Source organism: Clostridium sp. Marseille-Q7071, assembly GCF_965112025.1.
In genome coordinates this window covers 4445406-4464222 of record NZ_CBCOPR010000001.1, presented here as the reverse complement: position 1 = coordinate 4464222, position 18817 = coordinate 4445406, and the positions used below count along the sequence as shown (strand labels likewise).

The window sequence follows — 18817 nt, the reverse complement described above, 5'->3', positions numbered from 1 at the left end:
GTTTTTAATTAGATTTTTAAGAAATTAATTTGTCTAAAATTAATTTCATCATTAATTGTCAATTGTCAATATTCAATTAATAAAGGACTTACTGCATTAAAGTAGGTCCTTTATTATATCTAAAAATAATAATATAAATATTTAACATTAGAATTTTATCTATCTAAACAATTTATTGAGCAAATCTTACTCCCATTTCAAAGGCTTTTTTGCAATCATTTGGGAATTCTTCCTCTCGTCTTTTTGCTTTCTTTTCTTCATTCCATACTGTTGAAACATATTTGGAGTAATCATCAAATTGATAGGTATCAGTAACAAGTAATGATTCTGATGCGCCAAAAATGTTTCTCATAAAATTTTCTGTAATTTTAAAGTTATGTTTATATCCAGCCTCATCTACATAATCATCACTAATATTCATTGTATATATAAAACCTGTTGATATTTTTTTCTTAAAAAGAGAGGGATAATTCTCTTCATACACAGTATAAGGAAACATCAAACGTTCCATAAAAGACCTAATTGCTCCAGTTATATCACCAAAATAAATAGGAGATCCAAAAATAAGAGCATCAGCTTCCACGATTTTTTCAAAAATTGGTGTTAAATCATCATTTATTGCACATTTTCCGTAACTTTTACCACCTATCCTTTTACAGGCAAAGCAGCTGATGCAACCTTTGTAGTTAAAATCATAAAGATTAATAAGTTCTGTTTCCGCACCTTGTGATGATGCTCCTTCAAGTGCCTTTTTTAAAAGAGTAGCTGTATTGGCATTTTTTCTTGGACTACCGTTAATTGCTATTACTTTCATAAAATATACCTCCATTTATATATTGTAATTAGCTTTAAGCATATTTAAACTATATATCATTATAAAAAAAGAGGTAAGTAGGCACTTCCTTGTTATATAGTAACTTAAAAGTAAGTAAAAATTATTCTATTGAGAATTATAAAAAGTTTTTAGTAAAAATAAAAGCTGTAGATATTTATGTATCTACAACTTTTATAATTCTAAAATATTATTTTAAGATACTGTTTTTTTATTTGAAAAATTTGCTCCAATTATACCAAGAAGAATCATGATTGCTCCAATGATATGAAAGTATTCTAATTTTTCTTTTAAAAAGATTACACCAGCTATCATAGTTACTAATGTTGAGAGATTAATAAACACACTCATCTTAGAGGCTTCTATTTTAGATAATGCATAGTTTAATAGTAGCGATGTGATAAGTGATGATAATATACCTAAATAAACTATCGAAACTACAAATAATGGATTGGTAAAGGGTTTAAAATAAAGATTAAGAGTTCCATTTAAACTATGATTAGTAATGGACACAATATTAAAAAATAAAAAGCCTATAGCATTTACAATGTAAGTTAAGCATATAGGACTATATTTTCCTGTCAATTTTCGTGCTAGCACATTGTTTCCAGCAGAAGAAAGTGCAGATAGAAGAATAAATACTATGCCTATAAAAGCATTGCTTTTTAAATTTATACCTTTCATAAGAAATATATAAATAACTCCAGTTGCAGATAAGAGTAGTGATATTTTCTGTAACATACTAGGATATTCTTTTAGAAAGAATATTGAAAATATTAATGTAAAGACAGGAACTGTTGCTTGAATTATTCCTGCTTCAGAAGAAGAAATATAAGTCAGTCCAAAAGCTTGAAAAGCAAAAAACATAATTGGATAAAATAGTGAAAGTGGAAGGATAGGAAGTATATCCTTTTTATTTATATCTAATTTTATCCATCCTAATAAAATAGGTATAGAACCAAAAATAAACGATATTGTGAATCTGTGCGCAAGTATATCAATAGGCGTTGCTACAGTTAGAGTTAATTTTGTAAACAAGAAAGAGAGACCTGTTATAAGAGCATTTAATATAGCAGCACAATAAGCCTTTTTTTTATATGAAAATTTCATTTATATATTCCTCCTAGATATTTATATAATTATGTTATTGATTATTTGGGTTTCTATCCTACATAATTGACAATGGACAATTGTGGATATTTATCTTTTAAAAGAGAAGTTTTAAATTCATCTATTTTAAAAGTGACACAGTCACTTTCATTAAAAAGTCTATTAAAGAAATTAGTTTGATTAAAACTAATTTCCACCTTAATTGTCAATTGTCCATTCTCAATTCTCAATTGAATAAAGGTTACCTTTATAGACTTATCATTAATTACACTTATATATTAGTGGATTAATGTATATGATACAATATAAATAAATCTTATCTATGCCGGTACAGATTTTAAAGTAGGAGTGAAAATATATGTACAAATATTTGGAAATATTAAATCACATGGAGAGTTTAATTCAAAATGGAGAATATAAAGAAGGAGATAAATTTCCTTCTATTCGTGATTTTACTCATCGTTATAATTGCAATAAAAGTACTATCATAAGAGCATTAGAGGAATTAGAAAAACAGCATATGGTCTATTCTATACCTAAAAGTGGATATTATGTTGTAAAGAGAAAAAATAATTCTAATAATAAAAATTTAATATTGGACTTTGCATCTTCAGCACCGGATCCAGAGGTATTTCCGTATTTAGATTTTCAGCATTGCATTAACGAAGCAATTGATATATATAAAAATGATTTATTTATATACGGAACTCCAAAAGGGCTGACTTCTTTAATTAATGTAGCACAAAAACAGTTAGCTAATTATCAGGTTTTTACTAATAAAGAAAATATTTTTATCACTTCTGGAGTTCAACAGGCATTGGCTATATTAAGTACAATACCTTTTCCAAATAAAAAAGAAACAATTTTAATAGAACAACCTAGTTATCATTTATTTATAGATTATTTAAAAACTCATAAAATTCCTGTGATAGGCATTAAAAGAACTAGTGAAGGAATTGACTTAGGTGAGCTGGAGAGACTATTTAAAACAGAAGATATTAAATTTTTCTATACAATGCCAAGATTTCATAATCCACTAGGAACGTCTTATTCTCAAAAAGAAAAAAAAGCTATTGTAAAGCTGGCACAAAAATATGATGTGTTTATTGTGGAAGATGATTATTTAGCTGATCTAGAACAGGATTCGAAAGCAGATCCTATTTATACCTATGATGACTTCTCACAAGTTATTTATTTAAAGAGCTATTCAAAGATTATCTTTCCAGGCTTACGAATAGGTATTGCTGTTATCCCTAATTCTATCCTTGAAAACTTTAGTAAATATAAAAGACTTATGGATGTAGATAGCTCTATGCTTTCTCAAGCAGCATTAGAAATCTATATTAAAAGTGGTATGTTTGATCGTCATAAAGAAAAGATTAAATCTTCTTATTCTTTAAGAGCTAGGTATTTAAATAATTCCTTAGAAAAACAATTTAAAAGTTGTGGTGGTATTTTTGAATATAAATCTGTTAAAAATCCTTGTGTTCATACCTATATAACCATAGATAATAGAATATCCAGTGAAAAACTCATAAATAGATTAAAAAAGAAATCTATTATAGTAGCCACAGAAGAAGGACATTATTTGGATTTCTTTCTAAAGGAAAGAATGCTTAAATTAAATGTATCAAATATAAGAGAAGATTATATTGATAAAGGTATTTCAGATATAATTGAGGAAATTAGATATATGAAAAATAGAATTTAGGTTAAAAGACATGAATAATCTAGATATTGATAAATTTTAAAATGAAAAATAAGTTTTCTATAAAAATAGCTTAAATCATTAGAAATTAAGGATTAACAATTAATAATAAAAAATTCATGAAAAAGTTCACTAGAGATGAATTTTTTTAAATAAAATTTATTTAAAAAAACTTCAAAGGCTTTAGCAACAGAGTTTTAACCATAATTCTTCATTTTTCATTCTTAATTTGCATTCATAAAAAAGAATTTTTATTGTGGATCCTATATAAATCGAAATAGTAGGCCTGATCATAATAAAAAATCTTGCTATGATAGAGGCAATTAGATATAATTAGTTGTGGACACAACTAAATTTTAAATTAATAAGAAGTTAATTTTGAAAGTATTATTGTTATAAAGCATGTAAATAGATTGTGACTAAATTTAGTTAACTATGGAGGGGAATTCTTCAAAAGACTACCATAGATGTATAATTGCGTCCAAAAAGTTGGCATTGCAACTAATTTAAAGCGAGGTGTAGGCACTTGCATAAGTGTGATAGCATAGGGAAATATATAGCACAAGTGTATAGGATGAATGGAAAACTAGCTTCAAAATCTTTTAGTAAATTTGGTATAGGTAGTGGACAATATGTTTTTTTGATACATTTATATTCTAATGATGGAATTAATCAAGAATGTATAAGCTCAAATTTAAATATAGATAAAGGCACTACTGCAAGAGCATTAAAAAGATTAGAAGAACTAGGATATATAATAAGGGTTGTGGATGAGGAAGATAAAAGGGCTTATAGAGTTTTTTTAACTGATAAAGCAAAATACATAGAAAAAGAGTTTTTTGAAATACTAGCAGAGGCAAATAGAGTACTTACTAAAGATTTTACAGAAGAAGAAAAAGCCTTAGCAATAAGTTTATTAAAAAGAATGGTTAATAATTCTAAAAATCACGTTTAAGGAGGAGAAATATGGATAAGGATAGAGACAAGAGATTAGCAGGTGAAGATATAAAGAAGCTTCTTATTAGCTTTTCCATTCCTAGTATGGTGGGAATGTTAGTAAATGCACTATATAATATAGTAGATAGAGTATTTATAGGTAAAATACCTGAGACTGGTAATTTAGCTATTACAGGAATAGGACTTACCTTTCCAATAGTAACAATTTTACTTGCTTTTGCTATGCTTGTAGGAGTAGGTGCTGGAGCAACGGTATCTATAAGGTTAGGTCAGAAAAAGAAGGATGAGGCTGAAGAGATTTTAGGTAATGCTTTCTTTCTTATGATAGTAATCAATATATCACTTACTATACTTGGACTAATTTTTGCAGAACCTATATTAAGGGGCCTTGGAGCATCAGAAAAGACCGTAGGATATGCTTTATCTTACATAAGAATAATATTACTTGGAAATGTATTCAATAATGTAGCTTTTGGGTTAAATAATCTTATAAGGGCAGAGGGTAATCCTAAAATATCTATGTATACAATGCTATTTGGCGCAGGACTTAATACTATATTAGACCCTATATTTATATTTGTATTTGGTATGGGAATAGAGGGAGCTGCCATAGCTACAGTAATATCCCAAATAGGATCAGCTATATGGACCCTAATGTACTATTTTAGAGGAAATAGTATGCTTAAGATAAAAAAGGAGAATTTCAAATTAAAATCTCACATAGTAAAATCAATATTTGCTATAGGAATATCTCCTTTTGCAATGCAATTAGTAGCTAGTGTTGTATCAGCTATATCTAATAGGGCTTTAAGTACTTATGGTGGAGATACCGCTGTAGGAGCTATGACAGTAATAAGTAGTGTATCTATGATATTCTTAATGCCTATTTTTGGAATTAATCAGGGTGCACAACCTATAATAGGATATAACTACGGAGCAAAAAATTATAAAAGAGTTAAGGATACATTAAAGTATGCAATAATAGGGGCGTCATCAATTTGTATATTGGGCTTTTTAGCTATACAGTTGTTCCCAGAAGCTATAATAAAGTTCTTTAATAATGATGCAGAGCTTATTAAAGTAGGAACAAAAGGTCTTAAAACTTATCTGTTTATGTTACCTATAGTAGGTTTACAAATAGTAAGTTCTAACTTTTTCCAATGCATAGGAAAAGCTAAAAAGTCTATATTCTTAAGTATGACAAGACAAGTTATATTTTTAATACCACTTCTTTTGGTATTACCTAAATTTATGGAGTTAAATGGCATATGGTTTGCAGGTCCAATAGCAGACTTTTTAGCATCATTAGTAACAGTTTTATTCTTAATTTATGAAATAAGACGTTTAAATGATAAACATAACCAACAGATTGAAAAAGTAGCAATTGGAAGAGTGGATTAAGCTTAAAAATTAATATTGAATTAAGGTTTTAATAAGTGAGCTATCTCAATATACAAGTGAGATGGCTCACTTTTTTACTAAAAAACTTATATAATAAAACATTTTGATGGCACTTTTTATTCTAAAATTTCTCCATTAAAGCAAATTGTAATTTTCCCTTTATAACATAATCTATTACTGATAAATGAATGAAGCTTTAAAAATTATAAAGAGAGAGTCACACTGATGAAGGAATTTTAGATATAATTGATGAAATTAGATATATGAAAAAGAGAATTTAGGTTAAAAGATATGAATAATCTAGATATTGAGAGATTTTAAAAATAGATATATAGATTTATTATGGAATACTGCATTATAGGGTTCCTTAATGAAAATTTAGATTATGCATGATTTTAATTTCCATAAAAAAAATTCTTTTCTATGAATGAAAAATTAAGAATGAAGGATGAAGAATTATGGTTAAAACTTCACGGTTAAGACCTTTGAAGTTTTTTGAGAATAAATTTTATTTTAAGAAATTCACTAAGGGTGAATTTCATCCTAAATTTTTCATTCTTCATTATTAATCCTTAATTTCTAAGAACTTAAGCTATTTTTATGGAAAACTTATTTTCTAGAGTATATATTAAATTTTCGTATTGTATCTCTATAGTTATTTAGATATTTAAAGTGATAATTTGGAGGATGGGGTAATGGAAAAAGAAAATTGTTCTGATATATCTAATAAAAACTTAACAAAAATGTTGAATAAATCAATTGGATTTCTTATTGAAGATTTTGCAAAAATAGCTCTTAGCGATTTCTCTTCAGCAAAAAATATTATAAAAATTGCATTAAAACAAAAAAACACAGGAAATATTAGAAGTAAATATGAAGAAAATGGGCTTCATGTACCACCATTTATGATAGCGTCTATTACAAGCACATGCAATTTAAAGTGTAAGGGATGTTATGATAGAGCAAAAGCTCATAAATGTTCATTAGAACTTAGTGAAAAGCAGTGGTCAGATATTTTTCTTCAGGCCAGGGATTTAGGAATGTCATTTATATTGCTTGCAGGTGGTGAACCACTTACTAAAGATAAAGTCATTAAAGAGTGTATAAAATTTCCAGAGATTATTTTTCCTATGTTTACAAATGGGATATTGATTGATGAAGAGTGGACACAGTTTTTTGCTACATGTAGAAATCTTATGCCAGTTATAAGTATAGAAGGAGATAAAGAGCAAACGAATGGTAGAAGAGGAGAAGGGGTATTTGAAAGAGTTTCATTAAGTTTTGATTTACTTAAAAAAAGAAATATATTTTATGGAATATCAATAACTATTACATCAGAAAATTTTTATGATGTTCTAAGTGAAAACTTTATTAAAAGATATATTGATAAAGGATGCAGAGCATTTTTCTTTATAGAATATGTTCCTTTTGATACCACTACTGAAAATCTTGTGATATCTGATACGAATAGGGGTGAACTTGATGTCACACTTAATGAATTGAGAAAAAAATATAGTGGAATATTTATATCTTTTCCTGGGGATGAAAAGGTATTTGGAGGATGCTTAGCTGCTGGTAGAGGATTTATTCATATCAATTCAAGAGGTGGGGTTGAAGCATGTCCTTTTGCACCATATTCTGACGTTAATTTGACAGATTTAACTCTTAAAGAGGCTTTAGCTTCACCTACATTAAAAGAGATCCGAAATCTACATGGAGTGTTAAAGGATCATAAAGGAGGATGTACGTTATTTGAAAATCGAGAACTAGTGGAGAAGGCTTTGCAGAATAGAGGAAGTATATAATCATAATTTATATTTTTAGTATTTTAATATGTATTTTAAAGATAAAAGTGTTGAATTTTAATAAATTCAACACTTTTGATTTAAAATTTAAAGTTGTATTTTAAATTTATGCTTTAAGAAACATCTATGCTATATTACTTTCCAAACCCTTGGAGTAACAATTCCGTCTACTTTAAGTCCAAGTTTTCCTTGTAAATCTCTAACTTCTTTTTCTGTTTTAGGACCAAAGTATCCATCTTCATCCAAGTCACTATATCCCCTCGTACGAAGATGCTCATGTAAATGTTTAACATCTTCGCTGCGATCTCCAGGACGACATGTCCTTGAAAAGCCATCCTTTTTCATCTCACAGCGCTTACTATGAGGTATTAAAACGCATCCCCATCTACAATATTTTGCGGTTGTGTAGTTAAAGCCTTTGCAGGAACTGTTAAGATACTGGTAGCCATAACTGCTGTTAAAGCTAAAATTGCATATTTTTTCATGATAATCCTCCTTTAAAAATATAATTTTGTAAATATTCTTATAATCTTACGAACAATTTTTAACGCTCAATTGGATTACAGCTCTATTTAAATGTATTTGCATTTAATATTTAGAAACTATTTGGCTAGAGTATTATAAATTCATAGCAAATAGAATATTAAAGCAATCTAGAATAAAAGTGCTAGATTTTAATAAATCTAACACTTTTATGCAAAAATATAAAATCATATTCTCTTTTATGCTTTACGAAACATTTATTTTATTTCTTATGCCTACTATAATGCATCTGCAAGTACTTTCCAAACATCTGGAGTAACAACACCATCTACCTCAAGTCCATGTTTTTCTTGAAAATCTTTAACTGCTTTTTCTGTTTTAGGACCAAAGATTCCAACTGCATCCAAATTCTTATATCCTATACTACTAAGGTGACATTGTAAATGTTGTACGGCTCTTCCACGATCTCCAGGACGACATATCCTTAAAAAGTATGGTACATAGCCTTCATTTATAGGTTCCATATCACAATAATCCTTAGGAATGGTTATAACACAACCACCCTCTACAATACCCTGATATTGGTCAGTAGATGCCTTTGCAGGAACTGTTAAGATACTAGTAGCCATAACTGCTGTTAAAGCTAAGATTGCATATTTTTTCATAGTAATGCTCCTTTAAAAGATATTATTTTATAAATATTCTTATAATCTTATGAATATTTTTTAATGATAATAAATGAGTTTATTAAAATTTATTGACTGACATATGAAAGGGAAAATATTATATTTATTTAAATTTAATCATATTAGATTCTATTGTCTCAATTTATTAACGCTTAAATATAATAATAATGAGCAAATAATTACATAATACATAAAAAAGGAAACGCAATCTATAAAGAAGTAAAGTATTATAAAAGTAAAATTGTATTCTAATTCTATGTTTTATGAAATATTTATTTTATTTTTATGTCTATTATATTATGCATACATAATTACTTTCCAAACTTCTGGAGTAACTATTCCATCTACCTCAAGTCCATGCTTTTCTTGAAAATCTTTAACTGCTTTTTCTGTTTTAGGACCAAAGAATCCAACCCTATCCAAATCATTATATCCTAGATGAGTAAGAGAGCATTGTAAATGTTGCACATCTCTAGCAACAGGTCCTCTGTCAATATCTCCAAGACGGCATGTCCTTAAAAAGTATGGTACAAAACCTTCATTTATAGGCTCCATATCACAATAATCTCTAGGACCGGTTATAACACATCCACCTGGTAGTATACCTTGGCTTCCATCAGTAGATGCTTTTGCTGGAACTGTTAAGATACTAGTAGCCATAACTGCTGTTAAAGCTAAGATTGCATATTTTTTCATAGTAATCCTCCTCTAAAAATGTAATTTTACTGATATTCTTTAATAACAATTGCATTATATCTTTTTTATATTTATTAATTTATAAACTTATTAATTTTCTAGTTTATTAATTCATTAATAGATACATCTCTAATTACTTCCCAGGTTTCTGGAGCAACTATTCCATTTATATCAAGTCCATATTTTTCTTGAAAATCTTTAACTGCCTCTTCAGTTTTAGGACCAAACACTCCAACTTCGTCTAAATTTTTATATCCCATAGTGGTAAGAAGACACTGTAAATGTTGTACGTCTCTAGTAACAAATGTATCCACATCTCCAGGACGGCATGTTCTTAAATAAAATGGTACGAAACCTTCATTTCTAGGTTCCATTATGCAATAATCGTTTGAAAACTCACTTCCTAGAACACATCCACCTTCCACAATACCGTGAGGTGAAGCTTTTGCTGAAACTGTTAGGATACTGGTAGCCATAACTGCTGTTAAAGCTAAAATTGCATATTTTTTCATAGTAATCCTCCTTTAAAAGATATAATTTTATGAATATTCTTATAATATTATGAATATTCTTATAATTTTATGAACATTTTTTAACGCTCAATTGAATTATATCGTTCTTTAGATATATGTTCAATAATTGAATTTATTGGAATTTTTGGATATAGGTGCATAAAAGGAGAACCCCTTACATTTATTTGATTTTACTTATTTTATCTCCTGTTCTCTCAATTTATTGAAAATAATTATTAATTCTTAATAAAAATTAAGCAATTTAATAAATGAAATTCAGAGGATTTTACATTATTTTCATTATGATAATGGTATAATCATGAAAAAGTATAATATACTAGGAGGATTATTTTGTGATAACTTGTGCTAATTGCAATAATAAAATCCCATCATGGAAGGTGCTTTTTCTAACAAATTTTAGGTATCTGAAATAAAATAATAAGTCAAAGATGCGACGCCTATTTTGTATCAGACAAGGAAACAGGTTTTACTCATAGTTTAAGCTATGAGTGAGTTCTATTGACGCAGTATGATGGAAAATAGACTAGCATGCTGACTAGTTATTTTTCGAAGATGCCTTAATAATATACATTGTAAATGCTGCGACAAGTCCCTTGTTAATAATAAATTAAGAAGAGGATTAATTGGAGGGACAGGTGGTGGAATTGGAGCTACAGTCCTAATGTTTGCTATGTACAACTTCCGCAATAATACCTTTGGAATAAAAAATATTATTTTAATAGTATTATGGATTTCTATGGTATTAGTTGCAGCTTTATGTTTTACAAAGCTTGAAATTGATGAAGAGTGTGAATAATTAATATAAACATATTAATATATATGAATTTATTAATGATTTATATAAGGGGTATTTTTACATATAATGCATAAATATGTTATTATATGTTATAATATTTGCATAGGGTGGTTTAGTTTAAATATACAAATTATTGTAGGTGACACTCATTTGAGTAAGAAAAATATATCAATAAGAAAAAGATTTTTAATTTTATATATACCTATAGTTATTATATATGTGTTAATCAGTGGTGATATAGGTAAAGTACCAACATATATAAGAGAAATTTTTAATAAAGTCTAGTTTTTAAGATATATGGATATTGAGTTATGAAGCTATAAATCAACTAAACTAGATGCTTAGATATTTAGTTATTTTAAATATTAAATATAAGGTTTAAATTATATATTTTAAAATAATAAAAATCTACAAACACTAATACATTTTCATATTAGCGTGTAGATTTTTTGCACATTATCATATGAAGATAAATTTAATCAACTTTATTTACTGAGTATCTCTATCCCATCTTCCGTTACTAATATTGTGTGTTCCCATTGTGAAGAAAGTGATCCATCTTCTGTGAATACTGTCCAATCATCATCAGAATCTATTACTATTTCATAAGAGCCAGCATTTATCATAGGCTCTATAGTAAATACCATACCAGGTGCTAAAATCATGCCTTCTCCTCTTTTACCATAATGAGCTACAAAAGGTTCCTCATGAAATTCAAGTCCAATACCATGACCACCAAAATCTTTTACTACAGAGTAACCATGCTTTTCTGCATGTTCTTGAACTGCTGCACCTATATCACCTAAAAATCCCCAAGGTTTTACTGCTTCTATACCTTTATATAAGCATTCCTTTGAAACTTCTACTAGTTTTCTTGCTTCCTCAGATGCTTCACCAATGATGAACATCCTTGAAGCATCTGAATAATATCCATCTAGTATTGTAGACACATCTATATTTATTATATCTCCATTTTTAAGAATTATATGTTCACTAGGAATACCATGACATACTTCATCATTGATTGAGGTACATAAACTTTTAGGATATCCTTCAAAATTTAGAGTTGCTGGAATTGCTCCTTGAGATACGGTATAGTCATGAACTAATTTATCAATTTCTTCAGTACTCATACCTTCTTTTATATTTTTACCGACTAAGTCCAATACAGCATTATTAATTTTGGCGCTTTTTCTTATACCTTCAATTTGTTCTTTAGTTTTAATAATGTTTCTTGGTGGAGTTTGAAATCCCTGTGATTTTAGAGCATTTAATTTATTATCAAAATCAATATGACATTTCTTATATTTTAATCCGCTGCCGCACCAACATAAGTCATTTCTATTTAAATTCATATAATCTCTCCTAACTTTATATATTTTGTAACAGTATATTTAACTACGCTTTTACTATTACTTAAATTATACTGCTATAGTTGTAATTTTAAAATACGATTTAATTAAAATAATAATTATTCTCATAATAAAAATCATATACAAGGTCATGGAAATAAACAAAGCTTTAAAAATGAATATACTTTATAGAATCGAGAACTGACCATTGACAATGGATAATTATTGATACTTATCTTATAAAGGATAAGTTTTAAATTAATTTTCCACCCCTGGGGTATATAACAGATTAAAAAAGTCTTAGCGAAATTAAAGTACCTGAATAAGTCTAATATATAAACTAAGTTCTAAAATATACCCCTGAGGGTACAGTATGGTATAAAACAATATTTAATACATTAACTAATATTTAAATTATATTGGTTATCTCCATTAATATTGGGTTAAGTTTTTGTATATTGTTCCACATTATACTGCACCTCAGGGGAACCATTATACAATTGATAATTGACAATTGACGATGGAGAATTATTGAGACTTCTCTTTTATAAGAGAAGTTTTCAATTGATTTATTTTTGAAATGACGCAGTCATTTTTATTAAAAATATATTTAAAGAAATTAATTTGCAACATTAATTTCCACTATAATTGTCAATTGTCCATCATCAATTGTCCATTGATCAAACTGTTCCCCAGAGGTGGAGAAAACTAGCAATAAAGTTGTTAATAAATATTTTTAAACACAATTGACCACAGTAGTCAAAAAGAGTTACAATATAATTGACCGATATGGTCAAACGTTTTGTTTTATATTACAAAGGAGGAGTGCAATATGTTTTCAAAGTTTTTAAATCTAGATATGAAAAAACAGGATAGAATTTTAAACGCAGCAATGAAGGAATTCGCACAAAAGGGTTTTGAAAAAGCTTCTACAAATGAGATTGTTAAAGAAGCTGATATATCAAAGGGGCTACTATTTCATTATTTTAAAGATAAGAAAAATCTATTTTTATTCTTGTATGATCACTGTATTGATGTAAGCACCAATGAATTTTATAAAAAGATTAATTTAGATGAAAAAGACTTTTTTATTAGGTTGAATCAAATGTGTGTAATTAAATTTGAGCTACTAAACAAATATCCTGAAATGTTTAGATTTATTGAAACAGCATATATGGAAACCTCAAAGAGTGTTAAGAAAGAGTTAGATGAAAGAAAAGAAAAGCTTATTAAGATTAATTCTATTAAAGTATTTGAAGGCATTGACCTTTCTAAGTTTAAAGAAGACATTGACGTAAAAAAAGCTATTAATGTTATGATTTGGACTTTTCAGGGGTTAGGAGATGAGGCGCTTAAAAAAGCAAAATTATTATCCTTAGATAAGCCTGATTATAGTGAAGTTTTTGCTGAAGCAGATATTTACATAGATATGTTTAAAAACTGTTTCTATAAATAATATAGGGAGGTCATAAAATGAATGTTATTGAGATTAAAAATTTGACCAAGAATTATGGTAGCGCAAGGGGAATTACTGATGTAAGTTTTAATGTTGAAGAAGGTGAAATTTTTGGATTCATTGGACCTAATGGTGCAGGTAAATCAACAACAATTAGAACATTATTATCACTTATACATCCAACCAGTGGAAGTGCTACAATTTTTGGTAAAGACTCTTTAAAGTTTGCTCCTGAAATTGCCAAGGAAATAGGATATTTGCCATCAGAAGTATTTTATTATGACAAAATGAAAGTAATTGATCTTTTAAAGTACTCTGCTAGTTTTTATAAAAGAGATTGTAGTAAAAGGATAGAGGAATTAGCAAAAATAATGGATCTTGACCTCAATAAAAAAATTGATGATTTATCTTTTGGAAATAAAAAGAAAGTAGGAATAGTTCAAGGGTTACTTCACGAACCAAAACTTATTATACTTGATGAACCTACCAGTGGACTAGATCCACTTATGCAGCAAAAATTCTTTGATTTACTAAAAGAAGAAAATAAGAAAGGAACTACAATTTTATTTTCTTCACATATTTTAAGTGAGGTTCAAAAACTATGTGATAGAGTTGCGATTATTAAAGAAGGAAAGATAATAACCGTTGAAAAGATTAGTACATTAAAGGAAAATAATCATAAAAAAATTAAAATTGAAACTATAAGTAATATAGATAAGAATTATTTTAATATTGAAGGTGTTAGTAATTTAGAAGTAAAAGATAATACAGTTAGCTTTTTATTTAGAGGTAATATCAACTTAATTATGAAAAAACTTTCCTCAATAGAGCTATCTAATTTATGGGTAGATGAACCTGACCTTGAAGAAATCTTTATGCATTATTATGAAAAGGAGAATTAAGAAATATGAATATGTTTTTACATGAATTAAAGGCATATAGAAAATCAACAATTGTATGGACATGTGTATTAGTAGCTGTAAGTATTCTCTTTTTATCGCTATTTCCGTCCTTTTCAAAGGATGTTGCAGAATTCAATAAAATACTTGAGAGTTTTCCAGAGGGCGTAAGAAAAGCATTGGGAATTTCTATAGATACTATTTCTACTTTTATAGGTTTCTATTCTTATATATTTTTGTATATAGTACTATGTAGCTCAATTCAGGCTATGAACTTAGGTGTTTCAATTTTATCAAAGGAAATCCGTGAAAAAACTGCTGATTTTCTACTAACAAAACCTGTAACTCGTATGCAAGTTGTTACATCTAAACTGTTAGCAGTATTAACTTCATTGATAATTACTAATGTAATTTATATAGCAGCAATTACTATAGTTGCATTAATTGTAACGGATGGATCCTTTGACTTCAAGATATTTTTTATGATTTCTATCACAGGATTTTTTGTTCAACTTATGTTTTTATCATTGGGAGTTATTATTTCTGTGTTAGTTCCTAAAATTAAATCTGTACTTCCAATTTCACTTAGTACAGTATTTGGGTTCTTTATTATAAGTATGTTTGGGTCTGTCATTGGGGACAATGCAATACGTTATATAACTCCATTTAAATATTTTGATACAGCATATATAATTAAAAATTCTGCTTATGAAGCTTCCTTTATAATTATAGAGATACTTTTTATTGGGATTACTACTGCTATCAGCTACCTAATATATTCTAAAAAAGATATTCATGCAGTTTAGTCATGGTAGCACACAAAATTTTCTTGTAAAGGAGATTCGACTATGAATATATTTATTAGAGAAATAAAAGCCAATAGAAAATCACTTATTTTATGGTGCATTGGTGTAATATTAATGGTTGTTGCTGGAATGGGTAAGTATGGAGTAGTATCAAGTTCAGGGCAATATATGAATGATATTATATCATCAATGCCTAAATCTTTGCAGATTATGTTTGGTACAGTTTCCTTTGATTTATCAAAGGCTAGTGGATTTTATGGAGTAATTTTTTCATATTTAGTTCTAATGGCTACTATCCATGCTTCAATGCTAGGAGCTAATATAATTTCAAAGGAAGAGAGAGATAAAACAGCAGAGTTTTTAATGGTAAAACCTATTTCAAGAAATAAAATTATCACATCAAAGTTATTAGCAGCATTTTTTAATATAGTTATTTTTAATATTATCACCCTAATTAGTTCAATCACTATTGTTGAGTATTATGCTAAAGGTGAGGGAATAACTAGCGATATTGTAATATTGATGATTGGAATGTTTATTTTACAGTTAATATTTTTGACTATAGGTACAGGAATAGCAGCTATAAGCAAAAATCCAAAGGTTGCAACCACTGCATCTACAGGGATACTTTTAATTACTTTTATATTATCCATGATAGTTGATATGAATAGTAATCTTGATGGACTAAAATACATTATACCATTTAAATATTATGAGGCTAAAAATCTTATGTTTGGCGGCGGTTTTGAACCTGCGTTTGTAATCTTATCTGTTATAATTATTGCAGTTTTACTGTGTACAACTTATGTGTTTTATAGAAAAAGAGATTTAAATGTATAGTAATAATGATGTATTTTATTAAATGAGATATAATAAAAAAATGACTCACTAGGGATAAAACTAGTTGAGTCATTTTTATTATAAAGATACAGAAAAATTGAAAGAAAGCATTCTTAAAGAAAATAAAAGAAGGGAAAAGTTGCAAAAGAAAAATTAAACAATTATAATATAAACTGGCTGTTGTGGTATAAAAAGGGTATAAAGTTAGAAGGAAAAATAATGTGTGATTTGAGAGGTGATAGTTTGCTAAAAAATTTTATGGTATTAATAACTGAAAAAATGAAGGACAAACTTGATTTAAATTCAGAGATTAATTCAAGAAAAACACTTGATGAAGAAAGTAAAATAATAATAAAAAGGTTAGAGGATGAAGCTGAAGGAATAGTAAATTGTGCTTATAGAACTTATGGAAATTCTTATATACACAAATATATCTATGATAAAGTAATGATAAATAAATTAAATCATGAAGAAACGATAATATCCTATATAGCTTTAGATGAAACAAATAGGGTAATTGGACATGTAGCTTTAGAATACTTTCAAAAATCTAGCATATGTGAGATTTCACATGCCTTTGTTGATCCTCAATTTAGAGGAAGAGGATGTCTTACAGATTTGACGAGATTTGCAATAGAGGAAAGTGAAAAAAGAGGGGATGTAGGAATATATGTACATGCAGTAACAAGCCATATATATTCTCAAAAATCAGCAGAAAATAATGGATTTAAAGATTGTGCTTTACTTCTATCAAGAATTACAGCCTTAAAATTCAAAGATATATATGATAAAAGCGAAAAAAGAGAAAGTCTTATAATACAGTATAAATATTTAAAAAAACAGCGTAAAAAATATATTTATGCACCAGAGAAATACAAAGAAATTATTAATGATATATATGAGAATTTAGGAGTAAAAATAGTATTTCGAAAACTAGAAGATGATAATGAAACTTTTTCAAAGGTAACTTCTATAGAAACTATTGTAGATAATTACGATACAGGAACAATATATGTCAACAAATTTGCTAAAGATGGAATGAATAAAATACTAAATCAATTTAATAAATTATATTTTGAAAGGAAAAAGGCAATATTTTTAAAATTAAAACTTTGTAATAAAAGCAGCATATATATATGGAACCAGATGGAGCAAATTGGATTTTTCTTTGCAGGTATTATGCCTGGAAATGGCGATGAAGATGAAGTGATACTTCAATATATTAATGATGACATTAATTACGAAAACATATATGCAAATTCCGTTATAGGAAATACTTTAATTGACCACGTAAAAGAACGTGATATTGCTTGTAATGGAAAGAGGAGGATTAGTATATGAGATTCAATAATATAGATATGCTATGTAGTAGGGAAGACGCTTTTAATTTTTCAAGAGAAACAGAAGAATTGTTTATAAAAGCTATGAGTGAAAATTATAAGTTTCAGCTTGATAATCAACCATATGTTAAATACTTAGCTGAAAGAGAAAATTTTGATATTAACAGTTTAAATACGATGGAAGATATATATAATATTCCTAATTTATTTGTTGGAACTATGAAAATAAATGGTTTTTGCAATTTTAAAGAAAGTGATTTAGAACTTATCTTAACAAGCTCAGGAACTAATGGTCAAAAAACTCAGTTATTCCTCGATAAAAACTCATTTTTAAGACTTCAAAGTTTAGCAGAAAATACTTTCAATTCTATAGGTTTTAAGAGTCATACCCCAGTACATTATTTCCTATTTTCCTATGATATAAAAAAAGCAGAAAACGTTGGCACAAGTTGGAGTGATGAACAAATTTTAAGTCTTGCACCTGCACTATCCGTTAATTGGATGATTGAATGGGATGAAGATAAAAGTGAATTTGTTTTTGATAGCAAAAAATGGGCTAAAATCTTTAAAGAATTAAGTAATGAAGCACCTGTAAGATTATTAGGATTTCCAGCATTCATGTATAAAATGGTGGAGGAAATTAAAGAGGGCTATGGAAAAATCGAAGTTCATAAGGATTCTTTTATAATAGCTGGAGGTGGATGGAAGAATCATTTAGGGAAAAGCATGTCACTAAATGATTTTATGGACTATATAGAAGAAAATATTGGACTTAAACGTGAAAATATAAGGGATACTTATGGTATGGCAGAACATGGAGTTCCTTATTGCTCTTGTAGTGAAGGACATTTACATGGTCCTATTTACAGTAGAATAATTGCAAGAGATCCTATAACTTTTAAGAAAAAAGGATATGGAGAAGAAGGACTTTTGCAACTTATAACTCCTTATAATACAGCACAACCTAATCTTTCAGTATTATCAACAGATTTAGCTGTAATTAAAAAGGATTGTCCTTGCGGAATAAAGGGAGATTATATTGAAAAAATACGACGAGGTGGAATAACTAAGCATAAAGGATGTGCCATTGCAGCACAAGAAATATTAAATAACTAAG

General features: G+C 27.9%; 20 protein-coding genes. 12 read left to right on the top strand and 8 right to left on the bottom strand.

The window, feature by feature from the left end; genetic code table 11:
- Positions 1-172: 172 nt before the first annotated feature.
- The 3 genes from ACWPW7_RS21195 to ACWPW7_RS21185 form a co-directional block, all read right to left on the bottom strand.
- Positions 173-814, bottom strand: coding sequence for a flavodoxin family protein (locus ACWPW7_RS21195; RefSeq protein WP_454055164.1), 642 nt, complete (start codon positions 812-814; stop codon positions 173-175).
- A 213-nt stretch (positions 815-1027) separates the two neighbouring features.
- Complete coding sequence (locus ACWPW7_RS21190; RefSeq protein WP_454055163.1) at positions 1028-1942, bottom strand: DMT family transporter; 915 nt, start codon at positions 1940-1942, stop codon at positions 1028-1030.
- 53 nt (positions 1943-1995) lie between these two features.
- The gene (locus ACWPW7_RS21185) at positions 1996-2172 is read right to left on the bottom strand and encodes a hypothetical protein (protein ID WP_454055162.1); all 177 of its coding nucleotides are present in this window, start codon (positions 2170-2172) and stop codon (positions 1996-1998) included.
- Positions 2173-2300: 128 nt separating this feature from the next.
- Between ACWPW7_RS21185 and ACWPW7_RS21180 the strand changes: the two genes are divergently transcribed.
- The 4 genes from ACWPW7_RS21180 (at position 2301) to ACWPW7_RS21165 (ending at position 7813) form a co-directional block, all read left to right on the top strand.
- A complete protein-coding gene (locus tag ACWPW7_RS21180; RefSeq protein ID WP_454055161.1) occupies positions 2301-3653 on the top strand; it encodes an aminotransferase-like domain-containing protein in 1353 nt (450 codons plus the stop codon).
- A 523-nt stretch (positions 3654-4176) separates the two neighbouring features.
- Entirely contained in the window at positions 4177-4605 is a 429-nt protein-coding gene (locus ACWPW7_RS21175; RefSeq protein ID WP_291567976.1) for a MarR family winged helix-turn-helix transcriptional regulator, read from the top strand.
- Positions 4606-4616: 11 nt separating this feature from the next.
- Positions 4617-6008 carry an MATE family efflux transporter gene (locus ACWPW7_RS21170; protein WP_291567973.1) on the top strand — a complete coding sequence of 464 codons (1392 nt, stop codon included), beginning with the start codon at positions 4617-4619 and terminating at the stop codon, positions 6006-6008.
- Between the two features lie 695 nt (positions 6009-6703).
- Positions 6704-7813 carry a radical SAM protein gene (locus ACWPW7_RS21165; RefSeq protein ID WP_454055160.1) on the top strand — a complete coding sequence of 370 codons (1110 nt, stop codon included), beginning with the start codon at positions 6704-6706 and terminating at the stop codon, positions 7811-7813.
- 129 nt (positions 7814-7942) lie between these two features.
- Here the strand turns inward: ACWPW7_RS21165 and ACWPW7_RS21160 are convergent, their stop codons facing one another.
- From ACWPW7_RS21160 to ACWPW7_RS21145, 4 genes are all read right to left on the bottom strand, one after another.
- Entirely contained in the window at positions 7943-8158 is a 216-nt protein-coding gene (locus tag ACWPW7_RS21160; RefSeq protein ID WP_454055159.1) for a peptidoglycan-binding domain-containing protein, read from the bottom strand.
- A 416-nt stretch (positions 8159-8574) separates the two neighbouring features.
- On the bottom strand, positions 8575-8961 hold the full coding sequence (locus ACWPW7_RS21155; protein ID WP_454055158.1) for a peptidoglycan-binding domain-containing protein: 387 nt from the start codon (positions 8959-8961) through the stop codon (positions 8575-8577).
- Between the two features lie 318 nt (positions 8962-9279).
- Complete coding sequence (locus tag ACWPW7_RS21150; protein WP_454055157.1) at positions 9280-9678, bottom strand: peptidoglycan-binding domain-containing protein; 399 nt, start codon at positions 9676-9678, stop codon at positions 9280-9282.
- Positions 9679-9776: 98 nt separating this feature from the next.
- A complete protein-coding gene (locus ACWPW7_RS21145; RefSeq protein WP_454055156.1) occupies positions 9777-10190 on the bottom strand; it encodes a peptidoglycan-binding domain-containing protein in 414 nt (137 codons plus the stop codon).
- 691 nt (positions 10191-10881) lie between these two features.
- Between ACWPW7_RS21145 and ACWPW7_RS21140 the strand changes: the two genes are divergently transcribed.
- The gene (locus ACWPW7_RS21140) at positions 10882-11007 is read left to right on the top strand and encodes a hypothetical protein (protein WP_454055155.1); all 126 of its coding nucleotides are present in this window, start codon (positions 10882-10884) and stop codon (positions 11005-11007) included.
- Positions 11008-11157: 150 nt separating this feature from the next.
- Complete coding sequence (locus ACWPW7_RS21135; RefSeq protein ID WP_454055154.1) at positions 11158-11292, top strand: hypothetical protein; 135 nt, start codon at positions 11158-11160, stop codon at positions 11290-11292.
- A 200-nt stretch (positions 11293-11492) separates the two neighbouring features.
- Here the strand turns inward: ACWPW7_RS21135 and ACWPW7_RS21130 are convergent, their stop codons facing one another.
- The gene (locus ACWPW7_RS21130) at positions 11493-12362 is read right to left on the bottom strand and encodes a methionyl aminopeptidase (protein ID WP_454055153.1); all 870 of its coding nucleotides are present in this window, start codon (positions 12360-12362) and stop codon (positions 11493-11495) included.
- Between the two features lie 829 nt (positions 12363-13191).
- Here ACWPW7_RS21130 and ACWPW7_RS21125 point away from each other — a divergent pair.
- The 6 genes from ACWPW7_RS21125 to ACWPW7_RS21100 all read left to right on the top strand — a co-directional run bounded on the left by ACWPW7_RS21125 (position 13192) and on the right by ACWPW7_RS21100 (position 18816).
- A complete protein-coding gene (locus tag ACWPW7_RS21125; RefSeq protein WP_454055152.1) occupies positions 13192-13815 on the top strand; it encodes a TetR/AcrR family transcriptional regulator in 624 nt (207 codons plus the stop codon).
- Between the two features lie 17 nt (positions 13816-13832).
- Complete coding sequence (locus tag ACWPW7_RS21120; RefSeq protein WP_454055151.1) at positions 13833-14717, top strand: ABC transporter ATP-binding protein; 885 nt, start codon at positions 13833-13835, stop codon at positions 14715-14717.
- A gap of 5 nt (positions 14718-14722) precedes the next feature.
- Positions 14723-15520, top strand: coding sequence for an ABC transporter permease subunit (locus ACWPW7_RS21115; RefSeq protein WP_454055150.1), 798 nt, complete (start codon positions 14723-14725; stop codon positions 15518-15520).
- Positions 15521-15562: 42 nt separating this feature from the next.
- A complete protein-coding gene (locus tag ACWPW7_RS21110) occupies positions 15563-16360 on the top strand; it encodes an ABC transporter permease subunit (RefSeq protein ID WP_454055149.1) in 798 nt (265 codons plus the stop codon).
- A 219-nt stretch (positions 16361-16579) separates the two neighbouring features.
- Positions 16580-17701, top strand: coding sequence for a GNAT family N-acetyltransferase (locus ACWPW7_RS21105; protein WP_454055148.1), 1122 nt, complete (start codon positions 16580-16582; stop codon positions 17699-17701).
- Positions 17698-18816 carry a LuxE/PaaK family acyltransferase gene (locus ACWPW7_RS21100; protein WP_454055147.1) on the top strand — a complete coding sequence of 373 codons (1119 nt, stop codon included), beginning with the start codon at positions 17698-17700 and terminating at the stop codon, positions 18814-18816. The genes ACWPW7_RS21105 and ACWPW7_RS21100 overlap by 4 nt, the downstream gene beginning before the upstream one ends.
- Position 18817: the final 1 nt, after the last annotated feature.

What these genes read in the sequence shown, in the direction of transcription:
- ACWPW7_RS21195 (WP_454055164.1), bottom strand. Translation starts at nt 814, where the DNA reads ATGAAAGTAATAGCAATTAACGGTAGTCCAAGAAAAAATGCCAATACA.
- ACWPW7_RS21190 (WP_454055163.1), bottom strand. Translation starts at nt 1,942, where the DNA reads ATGAAATTTTCATATAAAAAAAAGGCTTATTGTGCTGCTATATTAAAT.
- ACWPW7_RS21180 (WP_454055161.1), top strand. Translation starts at nt 2,301, where the DNA reads ATGTACAAATATTTGGAAATATTAAATCACATGGAGAGTTTAATTCAA.
- ACWPW7_RS21170 (WP_291567973.1), top strand. Translation starts at nt 4,617, where the DNA reads ATGGATAAGGATAGAGACAAGAGATTAGCAGGTGAAGATATAAAGAAG.
- ACWPW7_RS21165 (WP_454055160.1), top strand. Translation starts at nt 6,704, where the DNA reads ATGGAAAAAGAAAATTGTTCTGATATATCTAATAAAAACTTAACAAAA.
- ACWPW7_RS21160 (WP_454055159.1), bottom strand. Translation starts at nt 8,158, where the DNA reads ATGAAAAAGGATGGCTTTTCAAGGACATGTCGTCCTGGAGATCGCAGC.
- ACWPW7_RS21155 (WP_454055158.1), bottom strand. Translation starts at nt 8,961, where the DNA reads ATGAAAAAATATGCAATCTTAGCTTTAACAGCAGTTATGGCTACTAGT.
- ACWPW7_RS21150 (WP_454055157.1), bottom strand. Translation starts at nt 9,678, where the DNA reads ATGAAAAAATATGCAATCTTAGCTTTAACAGCAGTTATGGCTACTAGT.
- ACWPW7_RS21145 (WP_454055156.1), bottom strand. Translation starts at nt 10,190, where the DNA reads ATGAAAAAATATGCAATTTTAGCTTTAACAGCAGTTATGGCTACCAGT.
- ACWPW7_RS21140 (WP_454055155.1), top strand. Translation starts at nt 10,882, where the DNA reads ATGTACAACTTCCGCAATAATACCTTTGGAATAAAAAATATTATTTTA.
- ACWPW7_RS21130 (WP_454055153.1), bottom strand. Translation starts at nt 12,362, where the DNA reads ATGAATTTAAATAGAAATGACTTATGTTGGTGCGGCAGCGGATTAAAA.
- ACWPW7_RS21125 (WP_454055152.1), top strand. Translation starts at nt 13,192, where the DNA reads ATGTTTTCAAAGTTTTTAAATCTAGATATGAAAAAACAGGATAGAATT.
- ACWPW7_RS21120 (WP_454055151.1), top strand. Translation starts at nt 13,833, where the DNA reads ATGAATGTTATTGAGATTAAAAATTTGACCAAGAATTATGGTAGCGCA.
- ACWPW7_RS21115 (WP_454055150.1), top strand. Translation starts at nt 14,723, where the DNA reads ATGAATATGTTTTTACATGAATTAAAGGCATATAGAAAATCAACAATT.
- ACWPW7_RS21110 (WP_454055149.1), top strand. Translation starts at nt 15,563, where the DNA reads ATGAATATATTTATTAGAGAAATAAAAGCCAATAGAAAATCACTTATT.
- ACWPW7_RS21105 (WP_454055148.1), top strand. Translation starts at nt 16,580, where the DNA reads ATGTGTGATTTGAGAGGTGATAGTTTGCTAAAAAATTTTATGGTATTA.
- ACWPW7_RS21100 (WP_454055147.1), top strand. Translation starts at nt 17,698, where the DNA reads ATGAGATTCAATAATATAGATATGCTATGTAGTAGGGAAGACGCTTTT.